Origin of the sequence: Microbacterium sp. NPDC076768 (assembly GCF_040687205.1) — a bacterium.
GTDB lineage: Bacteria > Actinomycetota > Actinomycetes > Actinomycetales > Microbacteriaceae > Microbacterium.
In genome coordinates this window covers 695,115-709,947 of record NZ_JBFBMU010000002.1, presented here as the reverse complement: position 1 = coordinate 709,947, position 14,833 = coordinate 695,115, and the positions used below count along the sequence as shown (strand labels likewise).

Here is a 14,833-nt window from a genome sequence, read left to right as displayed (position 1 = left end):
GTGCCCCCGGCAGGATTCGAACCTGCGACCAAGAGATTAGAAGGCTCCTGCTCTATCCCCTGAGCTACGGAGGCGCACCCTTCTACCGTACAACGGTCGGCTACCTATTCTCGAAGCACGCTCCGGCCGGCAATGTCAGACCCGTCGATAGGATGGCGGCATGGTATCTGCGTCCGAAAACGATCGTCTCGTATGGATCGACTGCGAGATGACGGGACTCGATCTTACGGTCGACGAGCTTGTCGAGATCGCCGTCGTCATCACTGACTTCGAATTGAACCCCATCGATCCGGGCTTTCAGGTGGTGATTCGTCCCAGTGAAGCTGCGCTTGAGCACATGAACGATTTCGTGACCAAGATGCACGAGACCTCTGGTCTGATCAACGAGATCCCCGACGGTGTCTCCCTAGAAGAGGCAGAGGCGCAGACACTCGCGTACATCAAGCGCTTTGTGCCGCTGGAGCGCAAGGCTCCCCTCGCCGGCAATACGATCGGCACCGACAGAATGTTCCTCGCGAAGTACATGTCGCAGGTAGATCAGTGGCTGCACTACCGGAACGTTGACGTCTCCAGCATCAAAGAACTTTCGAGACGCTGGTACCCGCGTGTCTTCTTCCAGGCGCCCGCAAAGGACGGCGGGCACCGCGCTCTTGCCGACATTCTGGAGTCAATCAGGGAGTTGCGGTACTACCGCGAGGCTGTCTTCGTCGACGAACCAGGACCCTCCAGTGACGAAGCGCGGGAGATTGCAGCCCGCACCGTGTCCGAGTTCACTCCGAACATGTAATACACTCGTATGGTTGCCTGCTCCGGTGGGCACATGGTGGGTATAGCTCAGCTGGTAGAGCGCTGGCTTGTGGTGCCGGATGTCGCGGGTTCAAGTCCCGTTACTCACCCTCGTAAAGAAGGCCTGAATCCTCGGATTCAGGCCTTCTTTGTTCTATCGCGATGGCGCAGTCTCTATCGCGCCGCGCCCTAGACTTGCGTGGTGTCACTAGCGGTCTGGTTCTCTCTTCTCACGGCGTCTGTCGTGATCAGCTTCACTCCAGGCGCCGGAGCGATCAACACCATGTCGAACGCCATGAACCAAGGATGGCGACGCTCCATTTGGGGCATCATCGGACAACAGATCGCTCTGGTCGTTCATGTTGCTGTCGTCGCTGCCGGCGTCGGGCTCCTGGTTTCACAATCCGAGTTCCTGTTCAACGGGATTCGGTATGCCGGCGCCGCCTACCTCGTGTTCCTCGGGGTCCGGCTGATTCTCACGAAGCCCGTGGTTATCGTCGACGACGCCCCCGTACCGATCGACTCCCGCGAAAGCCACTGGTCGATGATCCGTCGGGGATTCTGGGTGAACATTCTCAATCCCAAAGCGATCGTGTTCTTTTTAGCCTTCATTCCGCAGTTCGTGCGTCTCGATGAGCCGCCGCTGCCCCAATATCTCTCACTTCTGGCCACCGTGATCGTCGTGGATGTCGCCGTAATGTGGGGATTTTTTGCCGCCGCCGCGAGGCCATTTCGTCGTCTCACGAGAACAACGAGCGGCCAGCGCGTGCTCAATACAGTCTTTGGTTCGCTGTTCATACTCGTCGCTGCGATCCTCGTCCTGCTCCATTGAGAGCATGCGCCTCTAGGCTGGAGGGGATGGACATAGACGCCGCAGCCTTCGAAGAACTTGTGATCGACGAGCTCGATCGACTCCCCGATGACATGGTCGCGGGGTTAGAAAACGTGGTGTTCGTGGTGGAAGACCGCCCAGAAGACGGCAGCCTAGATCTGCTCGGGCTCTACGACGGGCTCGCACTGCCAGAACGCACGCAGTACGGCATGGGGGAACTCCCCGACCGCATCGTCGTTTATCGCGAGCCCCACCTGGCGCAGTGCGAGTCATTGGAAGAGCTTCGGGATGAGATCCACACCACCCTTGTGCATGAGATCGCTCACTTCTACGGCATAGACGACCGCCAACTCCACGAATTGGGCTGGGCATGAGCGCGTCCACGAGCCTGCCGGAACTCGACGAAGCAACCGACCTGCAGGCCGCTCCGCTGGAACCATGGCAAGTAGTGGTGTGGAACGACCCCGTTAATCTCATGAGCTATGTGGTGCGAGTGTTCCGCACCTACTTCGGGTACTCCATCGACCGCGCGACGACGCTGATGCAGGCAGTGCACCACGAAGGTCATGCGGTTGTTGCCACCGGCCCGCGCGAGACCATGGAGGTACACGCGCAAGCGATGCACGACTACGGTCTGTGGGCGACAGTCAGGAAGGCACCATGAATCCTGCTCCCCCCATCATCACCGTGATCACCGCCATTGAGGAATATCACCTTGCGCAACTGGTTGATGATTTCATCGACCTCATCGACACCTCGCGCAGCGACGAAGATCCGGCCATTGAGCGCCTGACCCCGACCCCCTACCCCCAGGACGTCGCATCCGCCGTGGAGTTCGCAGAGAGCACGCGCGATGATCTCCTTGACCGAAGGCTTGCAGACGCTCGTCGCATGCGTTCCGGCTTGGGCAGTTTTGATGCAGAATTCTCGCCGGCAAATGAAGCAGAGGCACTCATCTCGCGCGAGCTCGCAGTGCCTGCAGAAGACATCGACAGCTGGCTACGCACGCTCACCGCGATCCGCCTTGTCGTCGCCACGAGACTTGGAATCACCACCGAGGACGACTCGCCCCCATACGCTCGCCACGAAGTGTACGACTGGCTGGGCTATCGTTTGGAATTGCTGATCGAGGCAGCCGACGATGCGGGTGCGGGACTCGGCGACTAAGGAACCTCTACCACTCGGGTAGCGAGCGCGCGCGGATTGTCTCGCTCGACGTGAAGACGCTCCTGCAAAGCCCAGCGATCCCAGTGCGGACGGTACGTGTCGCCGTCGCGCGCCAGCGCACGGTTCTTGCGCGACGACTCCCCCGCCTCCACCCAGATCCGGATATCGGCGAGCCCTGCTGTCGAGGGGCGAAGAATTCCACTGCCTTCGACGATCACGCCAAGGGCCGGGTCGACAGCATGACTCTCTGCCTCCGCTTGCGCATCCCAGTCCCACCGCCGCCAGGTACCGAGGTAGCCGCGACCGTGCGGACGCAGAACCCATTCACGAGCCCGTTCGGCGCCGTCATCGAGCCCATCCCATCCGGGGTAAAGCGAATCGAGGGCGACGAGTTGTACATGACCGCGTACCGGCCAGCGCCGCACCAACAGCGCAGCAAGCGAAGACTTGCCTGCACCGCTACATCCATCGATCAACACCACCGGATTAACAGCGGCGAGTTCACGGATGTCTTGTTCAATCGACGCCGCAGCACGCTCGAGCGCTACTGCGACGGGATCGTCACTTCTTGAGGGCACGAATAACGCGCGTGAGTACTCGTCCTGCTACCCAGACGAAGGGCACTGCGACAACGACCAGCGTGACGATGTTCGGCTCGAAGCGCAGACCTTCTTCGCGCCGCACATAGACACCGACAGGAACCGAAATGCCCCCGCCTCCGCCACCCTCTGCGCCCTCGCCGCTCCCGCCACCGAAGCCTGCGTAGGTGAAGGCGACCGGCGTAATGCTCACGCCATCGACGTCTTGCGGCTCTCCGTACGCGCTCTTCACGCCGAAGGACGCTGCTTGCTTTCCAAGTTCTAGTGCAATGTTCGGCATGCTCCCACGCTAGCCGAGGAATGGTCAGCGCGTACGACTATTCTTGCCCGTGATCTTTCGGATGCTGTGCGGCGCCTCGACCATCTCCTCGGCCGATGTGACGGGCACGACTGATCGTTGCGCTGCCAAAGCGGGCCATGGCTTCATCGACCGCTCCTTCGACCTTTCGCCAGCCTTCATCGTCATCCCAGAGACCAAGCCCGCCCCCACCCGCAGGGCGGAGATTTTCTGCGCGAACGCCGACAAGGCGCACGGGGTCCCGTCGATCGATCTGCTCAAAGAGTGCTTGAGCTGCTTCTCCAATGCGTTGCCCGACCGCGGTGGGCTCACTCAATGTTTGCGATCGATTGACGGTGCGAAAGTCGTCAAAACGAATCTTGATCGCCACCGTCGACGTTTCCCACTCTGCACGTCGCAGCCTCGATGCCACTCTGTCCGCTAGTCGCAAGAGCTCGGCGCGCAGGAACGGCCGGTCGAGTATGTCTTCCTCAAACGTCTCTTCGTGACCGACGCTCTTCTCGACGCGTTCCGTGTTGATCGTGCGTGGATCTATCCCGAGAGCGAGCTCGGTGAGCCGCGCAGCCAGCGCACCACCCACCGCGCGCTCAAGGCTTTCGCGCGAAGAAGAGCGTACGTCCTGGACCGTGCGAATTCCGCGCGCTTCTAGCGCCTCTGACGCCTTGGGACCGACACCCCAGAGAGCTCGGACCGAACGCGGAGCGAGAAAGTCGAGTGTGTCTTTCTCTGCCACCACAAGCATCCCGTCTGGCTTTGCGATCGTGGATGCCATCTTCGCGACATGCTTTGTGGCCGCCACGCCCACGCTGCAGGTGATGCCCACCTCTTTCAAGACGCGGGCTCGGATCAGCTCCGCGATTCGGGCGGGACTCCCCCAGAGCCTGCGCACCCCCTGCACGTCGAGAAATGCCTCATCGACAGACAGAGGTTCCACTAGTGGCGTGAACGACTCGAAGATCGCCATCACCTGTCGAGAAACCTCGTGATAGCGGTGAAAATGCGGAGGAACGACGCGCGCCGTCGGGCACAATCTCAGGGCGTGCGAAACCGGCATCGCAGCGCGAACGCCATACTTTCGCGCCTCGTAAGAAGCCGTCGAGACGACCGATCGACCATCTCTCGTGCCGATGATCAGCGGGAGTCCCCGCAGACTGGGGTCGTCTAACACCTCGACAGCCGCATAGAACGCGTCCATATCGACATGCAAGATACGCGTGCCGGTATCGACAGCGTCGGCAGCGGAGACAATGCGTCCTCTGCCGTCACCGTGTCCCATAGAACCATTCTCCCCCGGGCCTCAGACATAAGGCCCGGGGCAACGCGCTACTGCGCAGCGCGTTCGAGAATCAGCTCACGCACTCGTGCGGCGTCGGCTTGGCCCTTCATCGCCTTCATGACCGCACCAATCACGGCACCGGCAGCTTGCACCTTGCCGTCTTTGATCTTCGCCATTACATCGGGCTGAGCGGCAAGCGCCTCGTCGATTGCAGCAATCAGCGCGCCGTCATCGGAGACCACAGCAAGACCACGAGCATCAACGACCTCTTGAGGCGTGCCCTCGCCGGCGATCACGCCTTCCAGCACCTGGCGGGCCAGCTTGTCTGTGAGCGTTCCCTCGTCGACGAGCAGTTGCAGAGCGGCGACGTTCTCGGGCGTCACGAGTTCGGTGACATCCCGTTCCTGGTTGTTCGCGATCCGGCTAATCTCGCCCGTCCACCACTTGCGCGCCGTTGCGGGGGCAGCACCTGCCGCAATCGTGGCTTCTACAACCTCAAGCAGACCACCGTTGCGTACATCCTGGAACTCAAGATCGGTGAAACCCCACTCGGTCATCAACCGGCGACGGCGAGCAACTGGCTGCTCTGGAAGCGCGGCGCGCAGTTCTTCGATGAGCTCGGCAGCGGGCTCGACCGGAAGCAGATCGGGCTCAGGGAAGTACCGGTAGTCATCGGCATCCGACTTCGGCCGGCCGGGCGACGTCGTTCCGGTGTCTTCGTGCCAGTGCCGGGTTTCCTGGGTGATCGTGCCACCATCGGCGAGAATCTGGGCCTGACGTTGGATCTCGTACCGCACTGCCCGCTCGACCGAACGCATTGAGTTGACGTTCTTGGTCTCAGTACGTGTGCCCAGTTTCTCCTGATCACGCGGTCGGAGAGAGACGTTGGCATCGCAACGAAGGTTCCCGCGTTCCAGCCGTGCCTCCGAGATTCCCAGACCGCGCACGATGTCCCTAATGGCCTGCACGTACGCCTTAGCTACCTCGGGAGCGCGGTGATCTGTACCGAAGATCGTCTTGGTGACGATCTCGACCAGAGGAACACCAGCGCGGTTGTAGTCGACGAGAGAGTATTCAGCTCCCTGGATGCGACCGGTCGCTCCGCCCATGTGGGTGAGTTTGCCCGCATCCTCTTCCATGTGCGCGCGCTCGATCGGGATCGTGATGAGCGTTCCGTCTTCCAGTTCAACCTCGACGGAGCCCTCGTATGCGATTGGCTCGTCGAACTGAGAGATCTGGTAGTTCTTGCCCAGGTCGGGGTAGAAGTAGTTCTTGCGCGCAAACCGGCTCGACGCAGCGATCGAACAGCCGAGCGCGAGTCCCAGGCTGATCGACGAGCGGATGGCGGTCTCGTTCACCACAGGAAGAGAACCGGGAAGGCCGAGGTCAACCGGAGCGATGAGTGTGTTCGGTTCCGCGGCGTGAAAAGCCTCGTTCGCCGGGTTGGGCGCGTCCGAGAACATCTTCGTGTTGGTGTTGAGTTCGACGTGCACTTCGAATCCCAAAACGGGTTCGAAGATCTCGAGCGCCTTGTCGAAATCCATAAGCTTGGCGGCGGCCATCAGCGGTTCCCTCCTGCGAGCTGCGGTGCACGAGTCAGCAACGGCGCACCCCACGAGTCAACAAGCAATGTTTCCAGCGCTGCCCCGACACGGTAGAGGCGAGCATCTTCTCGTGCGGGAGCGAGGAACTGGATACCGACGGGGAGTCCGTCATCATCCGAGAGACCGCTGGGGATAGAGATGCCTGGCACGCCAGCGAGGTTGGCCGGGATCGTCGTGATGTCGTTGAGGTACATCTGCAACGGATCATCGATCTTTTCGCCGAGCTTGAAGGCGGTGGTCGGAGCCGACGGCGTAGCGATCACATCGACCTCGGCGAATGCATTCGCGAAGTCTTGCTGAATGAGGGTACGCACCTTTTGCGCGCTGCCGTAGTACGCGTCGTAATAGCCAGCAGAGAGAGCGTAAGTACCGAGGACAATTCGGCGCTTGACCTCGTCACCGAAGCCTGCGGCTCTGGTCGCGGACATCACGTCTTCTACCGTGGGGTTGCCGTCAGGCGTCACCCGAAGCCCGAAACGCACAGAGTCGAACTTCGCCAGGTTGCTCGATGCTTCCGCCGGAAGAATGAGGTAATAGGCGGCCACACCGTACTCGAAGTGCGGAGCGTCGATCTCCACGATCTCTGCCCCGTGCGCCTGCATCATCGACAGCGCGCTGCGGAAAGACGAGGCGACGCCCGGCTGGAATCCGCTATCTGGCAGTTCGCGGATCACACCGACCCTGAGCCCCTTGAGCACGTCTCCCCGCGCACCCTCACGTGCGGCCGCTGCAAAAGAAGGCCACTGGTCGGAAAGCGACGTGGAGTCTTTCGGGTCATGCCCGCCGATGGCGTCATGCAACAGTCCAGAGTCAAGAACAGTCCGCGAAACGGGGCCGACCTGGTCGAGGCTCGATGCAAGCGCGATCGCTCCGTATCGGCTTACGGCTCCGTAGGTCGGCTTCACACCGACGGTTCCTGTGACGTGCGCCGGCTGACGGATGGACCCACCCGTGTCAGAACCGAGAGCTAGTGGAGCTTCGAAAGCGGCAACCGCAGCTGCTGAGCCGCCACCGGATCCCCCGGGGATGCGATCGAGATCCCAGGGATTGTGCGTGGGCCCATATGCCGAGTGCTCAGTGGAGGAGCCCATGGCGAACTCGTCCATGTTGGTTTTACCCAGCGGGATCATTCCTGCCGCACGCGAGCGAGCAACCACTGTCGCGTCGTACGGTGAGCGGTAGCCCTCCAGGATGCGCGAGCCGCTCGTGGTCGGCTGGTCTGTGGTGGCGAGGACGTCTTTGATCGCCAGCGGCACGCCAGAGAGCGGACCGAGGTCTTCACCGGCAGCACGCCGTGCGTCGATCTCGGCAGCGGCCGCGATCGCTCCCTCGTTCACATGCAGGAATGCATGGACATCTCCATCGACGGCAGCAATGCGGTCGAGGTGCGCCTGTGTTGCTTCGACGCTCGAGATCTCCCGCGAGGCAAGTTTCGCGGCAAGCTCCGACGCGTCGAGACGGATGATGTCGCTCACTGCTCTTCTCCCAGGATCGCGGTCACGCGGAAGCGACCGTCTGCGGCGTCAGGAGCGTTCTGCAGCACCTGCTCATGCGTCAGCGTCTGACCGACCACATCGGGGCGGAAGACGTTGGTCAACGGAATCGGATGGCTCGTGGCTGCAATGTCTGAGGTCGCGACCTCAGACACTTTCGCAATGTTGTCGACGATCGCGTCAAGCTGGCCCGTGAGCCGCGACACCTCGTCATCGTTCAACTGGATGCGTGCAAGCACACCGAGATGGCGTACGAGTTCAGGGGTGATTTCAGACACTCCCCCAGTCTAGTTGGCGCGCCTCGAACTCCCGCGCTCTCTGCTCGACCGCGCATATGCTGGGCGTGTGAGCACGTTCGAGCCCCCTCGCCCATGGATCGCCAGCTACGCGACGGGAGTTCCCGAAGACCTTCCGCCCGTCGAGGGTTCGCTGGTCGATATCGTCGCAACCTCTGCGCGGGACTATCCAGATGCCCCCGCGCTGGAGTTTTTCGGCCAGGAAACTACCTATGCCGAACTACAGCGCGCCATCGACCGTGCCGCTACGGGTCTTCGCGACCTGGGTGTGCGGGCGGGCGACCCCGTCGCGATCGTGCTGCCCAACTGTCCACAACACATCGTGGCGTTCTACGCGGTGCTCAGACTCGGCGCCGTCGTGGTGGAGCACAACCCGCTCTACACCCCGAGGGAACTGCGCAAGCAGTTCGAGGATCACGGTGCGACGCACGCGATCGTCTGGAACAAGGTCGTCGCGACCGTCCAGGACTTCCCCGCTGACCTCGCGGTCACGAACCTCATTTCCGTCGATGTGACTCGTGCCATGCCCGCACTCACCCGCTTCGCTCTGCGGTTGCCTGTCGCCAAGGCGCGCAAGTCGCGTGATGCCCTGACCGCGAAGGTGCGCGGCACCGTCAAATGGGAAACGTTGCTTGCTGCGACGCCGCTGCCCGCATCGCACCCCCAACCGGGCACGAACGATCTCGCGATCATCCAGTACACCTCCGGCACAACGGGGACCCCGAAGGGCGCTTCCCTCACGCACGGCAATCTGTTGGCGAACGCCGCCCAAGCACGGGTATGGGTGCCATCGATCCAGCGGGGAACCGGAAGCGTCGTTTATGCGGTGTTGCCGATGTTCCACGCATACGGGCTCACGCTGTGTCTCACCTTCGCGATGTCGATGGGAGCCAGACTCGTACTCTTCCCCAAATTCGACCCCGACTTGGTGCTCGATGTCATGAAGAAACGACCAGCAACGTTCCTTCCCCTCGTCCCACCGATCGCCGATCGTTTGTTGGCGTCTGCAAAGAGCAAGGGAGTTTCGCTCGATGGCGTTGAAGTTGCGATCTCCGGAGCTATGGCCTTGCCACACGAACTCGTTGTTCCCTTCGAAGAGGCAACCAACGGCTATCTGGTCGAGGGCTACGGTCTGAGCGAGTGCTCTCCTGTGCTGATCGCCAACCCCGTGGCAGCCAACCGCGTGCCTGGGAGCGTCGGGTTGCCTCTCCCCGGCACAGAGTGCCGCGTGATCGACCCGGAAAACCCGCGGAACGACGTGCCTGCGGGTTCCGCTGGCGAACTTGTCGTGCGCGGACCACAAGTTTTCTCTGGCTACTACGGCAAGCCGGAAGAGACGGAAGCAGTCTTCGTTGACGGCTGGTACCGCACCGGCGACATCGTGACAATCGACGAAGCCGGCTTTGTCCGCGTCGTCGACCGCATTAAAGAACTCATCATCACTGGTGGCTTCAACGTGGCGCCGACCGAGGTCGAGCATGCCTTGCGCCAGCACCCCCAGGTGGTCGATGCCGCGGTCGTGGGAATGCCCAGTGAGCACTCGGGCGAAGACGTCGTGGCCGCAATCGTGGTCGACGCAGGAAGCGATGTCGACGTGAAAGCCATTCGCGAGTTCACCCGCGGAATCCTCACCCCCTACAAAGTTCCTCGCCGTATCTACATCGTGGACGAGCTCCCGAAGTCGCTCATCGGAAAGGTGCTTCGACGGCAGGTGAAAGAGACCCTCACCACGCTCACGACGACTCGCTGAGGACGTCCTCACAGACACGGCACGCCATTGCGCGCTACCCTTGGGAAGTGACCCCTGAAGATGCAGTGCTGACCGACGCCCCCGAGGACTCCCCCGCTACCCCCGGATTCGAGGAGCTCGGGATCACCGGGCCCGTCCTCAAAGCCATTAAAGATCTCGGCTATGAGACCCCGTCGCCCATCCAGGCGGCCACCATTCCTACCCTCCTTGCCGGCCGCGATGTCGTCGGTATGGCGCAGACAGGTACAGGTAAGACCGCGGCTTTCGCGTTGCCAGTGCTCGAACGTCTCGACATTTCGCAGAAGACCCCGCAGGCTCTCGTCCTCGCGCCTACCCGTGAGCTGGCGCTCCAGGTGTGCGAGGCCTTCGAGTCCTACGCGTCCAAGATGAAGGGCGTGCACGTGCTTCCCGTGTACGGCGGGCAGGGCTACGGCGTTCAGCTGTCGGCGTTGCGCCGAGGCGTTCACGTGATCGTCGGTACGCCAGGTCGAATCATGGACCACCTGGCCAAGGGCACGCTCGACCTTTCCCAGCTGCAGTACCTCGTGCTCGACGAAGCAGACGAGATGCTGAAGATGGGCTTCGCAGAAGACGTCGAGCAAATTCTGGCTCAGACTCCGGAAGAGAAGCAGGTTGCCCTGTTCTCCGCCACCATGCCGCCGACGATCCGTCGCCTCGCGCAGAAGTACCTGCGCGAACCGGAAGAGATCAGCATCAAGTCGAAGACGGCGACCGGTACCAACATCACGCAGCGCTATCTGATCGTCTCGTACGCGCAGAAGGTCGATGCCCTCACGCGCATCCTCGAAGTAGAGAACTTCGACGGAATGATCGTCTTCGTCCGCACGAAGAACGAGACAGAGACGCTCGCCGAGAAGTTGCGCGCCCGCGGATACTCAGCCACCGCCATCAATGGCGACGTCCCGCAGGTGCAGCGCGAGCGCAGCGTCAATCAGCTCAAGGACGGCAAGCTCGACATCCTGGTAGCCACTGACGTGGCAGCCCGCGGTCTCGACGTCGAGCGGATCAGCCACGTCGTCAACTTCGACATCCCGACCGATACAGAGTCCTATGTGCACCGCATCGGCCGCACCGGTCGGGCGGGGCGCTCTGGCGACGCGATCAGCTTCATCACCCCTCGTGAGCGCTACCTGCTCAAGCACATCGAGAAGGCAACGCGTCAGCAGCCCACTCAGATGCAGCTTCCCAGCACCGAAGATGTGAACACCACTCGGTTGAACCGCTTCGATGATGCGATCACGACCGCGTTGTCGGAGACAGGGCGTATCGAAGCCTTCCGCGACATCGTGGCTCACTACGTGCGTCATCACGATGTGCCTGAGGCAGACGTCGCTGCGGCCCTCGCCGTGGTGGCGCAGGGCGACAAGCCGTTGCTCCTCGACCCCGCCAACGACCCCCTCACCAGGGCTGTGGAGTCAGACAATCGTCCGCCGCGCGAGCGCGCGGGACGCGAGTCGCGAGAGCCACGCACCGAGCGCCGCGGGCGCGGCGACTACACCGCGTACCGGATTGAGGTCGGTCGTCGTCACAAGGTAGAGCCTCGGCAGATCGTCGGAGCCCTCGCGAACGAGGGCGGCTTGGGCCGTGATGACTTCGGTGCGATCAACATTCGCCCCGATTTCTCGACCGTGGAGCTTCCGTCGAACCTCGATCCAGCAGTGCTCAACAAGCTCAGCGACACGCGCATTTCGGGTCGTCTGATCGAGATCAAGCCGGACCGCGGACCCGGTGCACGCCGCAGTGGTCCCCGCGAAAACCGCGATGGCGGCAACCGCGGCGATCGTTTCGAACGTCGTGACCGCGACGAGCGTCCCGCGCGCGACAGCCGCGAAGAGAAGCCGTTCCGTAAGCCGCGTCACAAGAGCTGACACGAGGACTCGCGCGCGCAGGCGGATTTATCCGCTTGCGCGCGCGAGTCTCGCGGCCACGTCAATCAGTGGCTCTGGTCGCATCAGAAGCGCTCTTTGCTCAGGATGGTCGATGAGATGCCTGATCAACCGATGCGCTCCGGCGACGGTCGGCGCCCAGTAACCACCCACATGGTGACGGCTCAGCGGCACTGAATAGGGCTCACCATCGATCGTGAGCGTGACCAAGCCATCCTCTGGATCCGCTCCCAGGTCGGCTGAGAGAGTGGCTGCAGACAGCGCTCCCAGTAGCACAGTGCTCAGAAGGCCAGGCAACCGAAACCGCGTCGTTGGCACGTCGAGCGCGATCTCTGTCACGTCCGACCACGCAATGATGTCGCGGCTTTCGGCGCCGTCACGAATGATCACCGCCTCAGGGGTGAGGCGCAAGTGGTGCCGCCCCGGGTCGCCGACTGCCAGAGCATTCGGAACGACGATCAGCGGGCCATATCTCTTCATGTCTCGTCAGGTGCGGGAGCGAGCGCGTCAGGACCCTGCGTCACAAGAATGTGAAACTGGGCAGCATCGAGGATGCGCACGCCCAGGTCTTCGGCTTTTGCAAGTTTGGACCCTGCTCCGGGGCCTGCAGCGACGAAGTCGGTTTTCTTCGAAACGCTCGAGGCCGCCTTGCCTCCTGCGTTGATGATCGCTTCTTGCGCGCCATCTCTCGTGTAACCCTCGAGCGATCCAGTGGCGACGACCGTGAGCCCTTCCAGCACTCCGCCAGCGGCCGCAGCTGCTCCTGGGCCGGGGTGACCTGGAGTCGACCACTGCACCCCGGCGTCGGCCCACCGTTGCACGATCTCTTGGTGCCAGTCGACATCGAACCAGGCGAGAAGTGAATCGGCGATGATCCCCCCGACACCTTCTACGGCGGCCAACTCATCCCGTGTCGCCGTACGGATGGCATCCAGCGACCCGAACCACTGAGCGAGAGCCCTGGCGGCGACCGGCCCGACGTGACGGATGTTGAGGGAGACGAGCAGACGCCACAGGTCTTTTTTCTTCGCCTTCTCTAGCTCCGCCAGCAGGGTGAGCGCCTGCGACGACGGCTGCGGGCCCTCCAACCCCGACTTCTTTTCCGCCGTGGTCGGGTGTCGACGAAACGGTGCGCGACGTTTTGCGGCGCCCTCATCGTCTTCCTTCGGCAGACCAGTCTCGGCATCTCGCACATACAGTTCGATAGGCACGAGCTCGTCTATGGTGAGCGCAAACAGCCCGGCTTCGGTTTCTAGCGGCGGGATTGCAGGTGATGTTGGTTGCGTCAGTGCCGCGGCAGTCACCTCACCCAGCGCCTCGACGTCGAGCGCCCCGCGGGAACCGATGTGCTCCACGCGTCCTCGCACCTGAGCGGGACACGATCGCGCGTTCGGGCACCGAAGGTCGATATCTCCTTCTTTCATCGCGCGCAACGGTGTGCCGCACTCCGGGCACTCGACGGGCATCACGAACTCGCGCTCACTGCCGTCACGCTTTTCGACGACCGGGCCCAGCACCTCCGGAATGACGTCTCCTGCTTTGCGCAACACCACGGTGTCGCCAATCAATACGCCTTTGGCCTTGACCACGTCTTTGTTGTGCAAAGTCGCCTGTCGCACGACGGACCCAGCAACGTGCGCTGGCGCCATCACCGCGAAGGGCGTGGCCCGGCCAGTGCGGCCGACGGAGACCACAATGTCGAGGAGTATGGTCTGGACCTCTTCTGGCGGATACTTGTAGGCAATCGCCCAGCGTGGAGCACGGCTGGTCGCGCCAAGCTCATCGTGCAGCTCGAGCTCATCGACTTTTACGACGATGCCGTCGAGTTCGTGCTCGATATCGTGCCGATGCTCTCCGAAGTGCTCGACAAAATCGACGACCTCATCGATTGCCGTACACACTTTGGTGTGCGGGCTGGTGGGTAGCCCCCACTGCGCCAGCAAATCGTAGACCTCACTCTGGGCAGCGACCGGTGGGTTGGTCCATGCTCCGATACCGTGCACATACAGCGCGAGCGATTCGATGCGCAGGAGTCCTGCTTCGAGCTCGAGACCGTTCTTCTTGTCGATCTGCTGGCGAAGTCCGCCGCTGGCTGCGTTTCGAGGGTTCGCGAAAGACGGGAAGCGACGCGCAGCCGCCGTCTTTGCCTTCTCTTCGTCAAACGCCTTCTTTGTTCCGCCACGGGAGTTCCAACGCTCAAACGCGTCGGTGTACGCGCGATCGCGAAAAGCCGCTTGTGCGGCATTGAGACGTTCGAACGCTGCAACGGGAATGAACACCTCACCGCGAATCTCAACGATGTCTGGATGCCCTGCTCCGCTCAGCTTTGGTGGGATAGAGCTCAGGCGGAGCGCATTCTCTGTGACGATTTCACCGACGCGGCCATCTCCTCTGGTGGCGGCAGAGGTGAGAACCCCATTTTCGTAGCGCAGGTTGATGGCCAGCCCATCGATTTTCAGTTCGGTGAGCCAGGCGATATCGCGACCGGCGGCGGCCTTGGTCTTCGCCGCCCACTCGCGCAGCTCCTCGACCGAGAAGACGTTATCGAGGCTAAGCATCCGCTCTGCGTGCTCGATTGTGTCGAGGTCTGTCGCTTCGGCTGCTCCGACCATTTGGGTAGGCGAATCTTGACGCTGAAGCTCGGGATGCAACCGTTCGAGCTCTTCTAAACGGTGCATCCAGCCGTCGTAAGTCTCGTCGTCCACTACCGAGGTGTCTCGGCCGTAGTACGCCTCTTTAGCCGCGAGGATACGACTGGTCAGCTCTTCCGCTTCAGTTCTGGCATCTTCCAGCGAGATAGTCTCTGGCACTTAGCCAGTCTACGA

The 14,833-nt window shown here is 62.0% G+C and carries 15 protein-coding genes and 2 tRNA genes; 8 read left to right on the top strand and 9 right to left on the bottom strand.

All coding sequences use genetic code 11. The features are described 5' to 3' along the window. Window position 1 precedes the first annotated feature (1 nt). Window positions 2-74, bottom strand: a tRNA-Arg gene (locus tag AB0O87_RS09825). 86 nt (window positions 75-160) lie between these two features. Between AB0O87_RS09825 and orn the strand changes: the two genes are divergently transcribed. The 6 genes from orn (at window position 161) to AB0O87_RS09795 (ending at window position 2,785) form a co-directional block, all read left to right on the top strand. Next, window positions 161-787, top strand: a complete 627-nt coding sequence (gene orn / locus AB0O87_RS09820; RefSeq protein WP_363514826.1) for an oligoribonuclease — start codon at window positions 161-163, stop codon at window positions 785-787. A gap of 36 nt (window positions 788-823) precedes the next feature. Next, window positions 824-896: transfer RNA gene (locus AB0O87_RS09815), tRNA-His, on the top strand. A gap of 92 nt (window positions 897-988) precedes the next feature. Further along, window positions 989-1,618: a LysE family transporter gene (locus tag AB0O87_RS09810; RefSeq protein WP_363514823.1), complete on the top strand. Its 630-nt coding sequence runs from the start codon at window positions 989-991 to the stop codon at window positions 1,616-1,618. 26 nt (window positions 1,619-1,644) lie between these two features. After that, window positions 1,645-1,992 carry a metallopeptidase family protein gene (locus tag AB0O87_RS09805; RefSeq protein ID WP_363514820.1) on the top strand — a complete coding sequence of 116 codons (348 nt, stop codon included), beginning with the start codon at window positions 1,645-1,647 and terminating at the stop codon, window positions 1,990-1,992. Then, entirely contained in the window at window positions 1,989-2,282 is a 294-nt protein-coding gene (clpS, locus tag AB0O87_RS09800) for an ATP-dependent Clp protease adapter ClpS (protein ID WP_363514817.1), read from the top strand. Before AB0O87_RS09805 ends, clpS begins: the two co-directional genes overlap by 4 nt. Next, window positions 2,279-2,785, top strand: coding sequence for a DUF2017 family protein (locus AB0O87_RS09795; protein ID WP_363514814.1), 507 nt, complete (start codon window positions 2,279-2,281; stop codon window positions 2,783-2,785). Before clpS ends, AB0O87_RS09795 begins: the two co-directional genes overlap by 4 nt. On the opposite strand, the gene AB0O87_RS09790 is transcribed toward AB0O87_RS09795, so the two are convergent. The 6 genes from AB0O87_RS09790 to gatC are packed head-to-tail and all read right to left on the bottom strand — an operon-like array spanning window position 2,782 to window position 8,333. After that, window positions 2,782-3,363: a hypothetical protein gene (locus AB0O87_RS09790; protein ID WP_363514811.1), complete on the bottom strand. Its 582-nt coding sequence runs from the start codon at window positions 3,361-3,363 to the stop codon at window positions 2,782-2,784. The genes AB0O87_RS09795 and AB0O87_RS09790 overlap by 4 nt on opposite strands. Then, complete coding sequence (locus AB0O87_RS09785) at window positions 3,347-3,664, bottom strand: hypothetical protein (protein ID WP_363514808.1); 318 nt, start codon at window positions 3,662-3,664, stop codon at window positions 3,347-3,349. The genes AB0O87_RS09790 and AB0O87_RS09785 overlap by 17 nt, the downstream gene beginning before the upstream one ends. A gap of 37 nt (window positions 3,665-3,701) precedes the next feature. Next, window positions 3,702-4,958 carry a DNA polymerase IV gene (dinB, locus tag AB0O87_RS09780; RefSeq protein ID WP_363514805.1) on the bottom strand — a complete coding sequence of 419 codons (1,257 nt, stop codon included), beginning with the start codon at window positions 4,956-4,958 and terminating at the stop codon, window positions 3,702-3,704. Between the two features lie 47 nt (window positions 4,959-5,005). Further along, the gene (gene gatB, locus AB0O87_RS09775; protein ID WP_363514802.1) at window positions 5,006-6,520 is read right to left on the bottom strand and encodes an Asp-tRNA(Asn)/Glu-tRNA(Gln) amidotransferase subunit GatB; all 1,515 of its coding nucleotides are present in this window, start codon (window positions 6,518-6,520) and stop codon (window positions 5,006-5,008) included. Then, entirely contained in the window at window positions 6,520-8,037 is a 1,518-nt protein-coding gene (gene gatA, locus AB0O87_RS09770; RefSeq protein WP_363514799.1) for an Asp-tRNA(Asn)/Glu-tRNA(Gln) amidotransferase subunit GatA, read from the bottom strand. Before gatA ends, gatB begins: the two co-directional genes overlap by 1 nt. Next, the gene (gene gatC / locus AB0O87_RS09765; protein ID WP_363514796.1) at window positions 8,034-8,333 is read right to left on the bottom strand and encodes an Asp-tRNA(Asn)/Glu-tRNA(Gln) amidotransferase subunit GatC; all 300 of its coding nucleotides are present in this window, start codon (window positions 8,331-8,333) and stop codon (window positions 8,034-8,036) included. Before gatC ends, gatA begins: the two co-directional genes overlap by 4 nt. Before the next feature lie 67 nt (window positions 8,334-8,400). Between gatC and AB0O87_RS09760 the strand changes: the two genes are divergently transcribed. Both AB0O87_RS09760 and AB0O87_RS09755 read left to right on the top strand, forming a co-directional pair. Further along, on the top strand, window positions 8,401-10,101 hold the full coding sequence (locus AB0O87_RS09760) for a long-chain-fatty-acid--CoA ligase (protein WP_363514793.1): 1,701 nt from the start codon (window positions 8,401-8,403) through the stop codon (window positions 10,099-10,101). Between the two features lie 65 nt (window positions 10,102-10,166). Then, window positions 10,167-11,990, top strand: coding sequence for a DEAD/DEAH box helicase (locus AB0O87_RS09755; protein WP_363516198.1), 1,824 nt, complete (start codon window positions 10,167-10,169; stop codon window positions 11,988-11,990). Between the two features lie 27 nt (window positions 11,991-12,017). Here AB0O87_RS09755 and AB0O87_RS09750 read toward each other — a convergent pair whose 3' ends face one another. After that, the gene (locus AB0O87_RS09750; protein WP_363514790.1) at window positions 12,018-12,488 is read right to left on the bottom strand and encodes a hypothetical protein; all 471 of its coding nucleotides are present in this window, start codon (window positions 12,486-12,488) and stop codon (window positions 12,018-12,020) included. Next, complete coding sequence (gene ligA / locus AB0O87_RS09745) at window positions 12,485-14,818, bottom strand: NAD-dependent DNA ligase LigA (RefSeq protein WP_363514787.1); 2,334 nt, start codon at window positions 14,816-14,818, stop codon at window positions 12,485-12,487. Before ligA ends, AB0O87_RS09750 begins: the two co-directional genes overlap by 4 nt. Window positions 14,819-14,833: the final 15 nt, after the last annotated feature.

Bases quoted from the DNA above. Each gene is read 5' to 3' on its own strand.
- orn (WP_363514826.1), top strand. From the start codon at position 161: ATGGTATCTGCGTCCGAAAACGATCGTCTCGTATGGATCGACTGCGAG.
- AB0O87_RS09805 (WP_363514820.1), top strand. From the start codon at position 1,645: ATGGACATAGACGCCGCAGCCTTCGAAGAACTTGTGATCGACGAGCTC.
- clpS (WP_363514817.1), top strand. From the start codon at position 1,989: ATGAGCGCGTCCACGAGCCTGCCGGAACTCGACGAAGCAACCGACCTG.
- AB0O87_RS09795 (WP_363514814.1), top strand. From the start codon at position 2,279: ATGAATCCTGCTCCCCCCATCATCACCGTGATCACCGCCATTGAGGAA.
- AB0O87_RS09785 (WP_363514808.1), bottom strand. From the start codon at position 3,664: ATGCCGAACATTGCACTAGAACTTGGAAAGCAAGCAGCGTCCTTCGGC.
- dinB (WP_363514805.1), bottom strand. From the start codon at position 4,958: ATGGGACACGGTGACGGCAGAGGACGCATTGTCTCCGCTGCCGACGCT.
- gatB (WP_363514802.1), bottom strand. From the start codon at position 6,520: ATGGCCGCCGCCAAGCTTATGGATTTCGACAAGGCGCTCGAGATCTTC.
- AB0O87_RS09750 (WP_363514790.1), bottom strand. From the start codon at position 12,488: ATGAAGAGATATGGCCCGCTGATCGTCGTTCCGAATGCTCTGGCAGTC.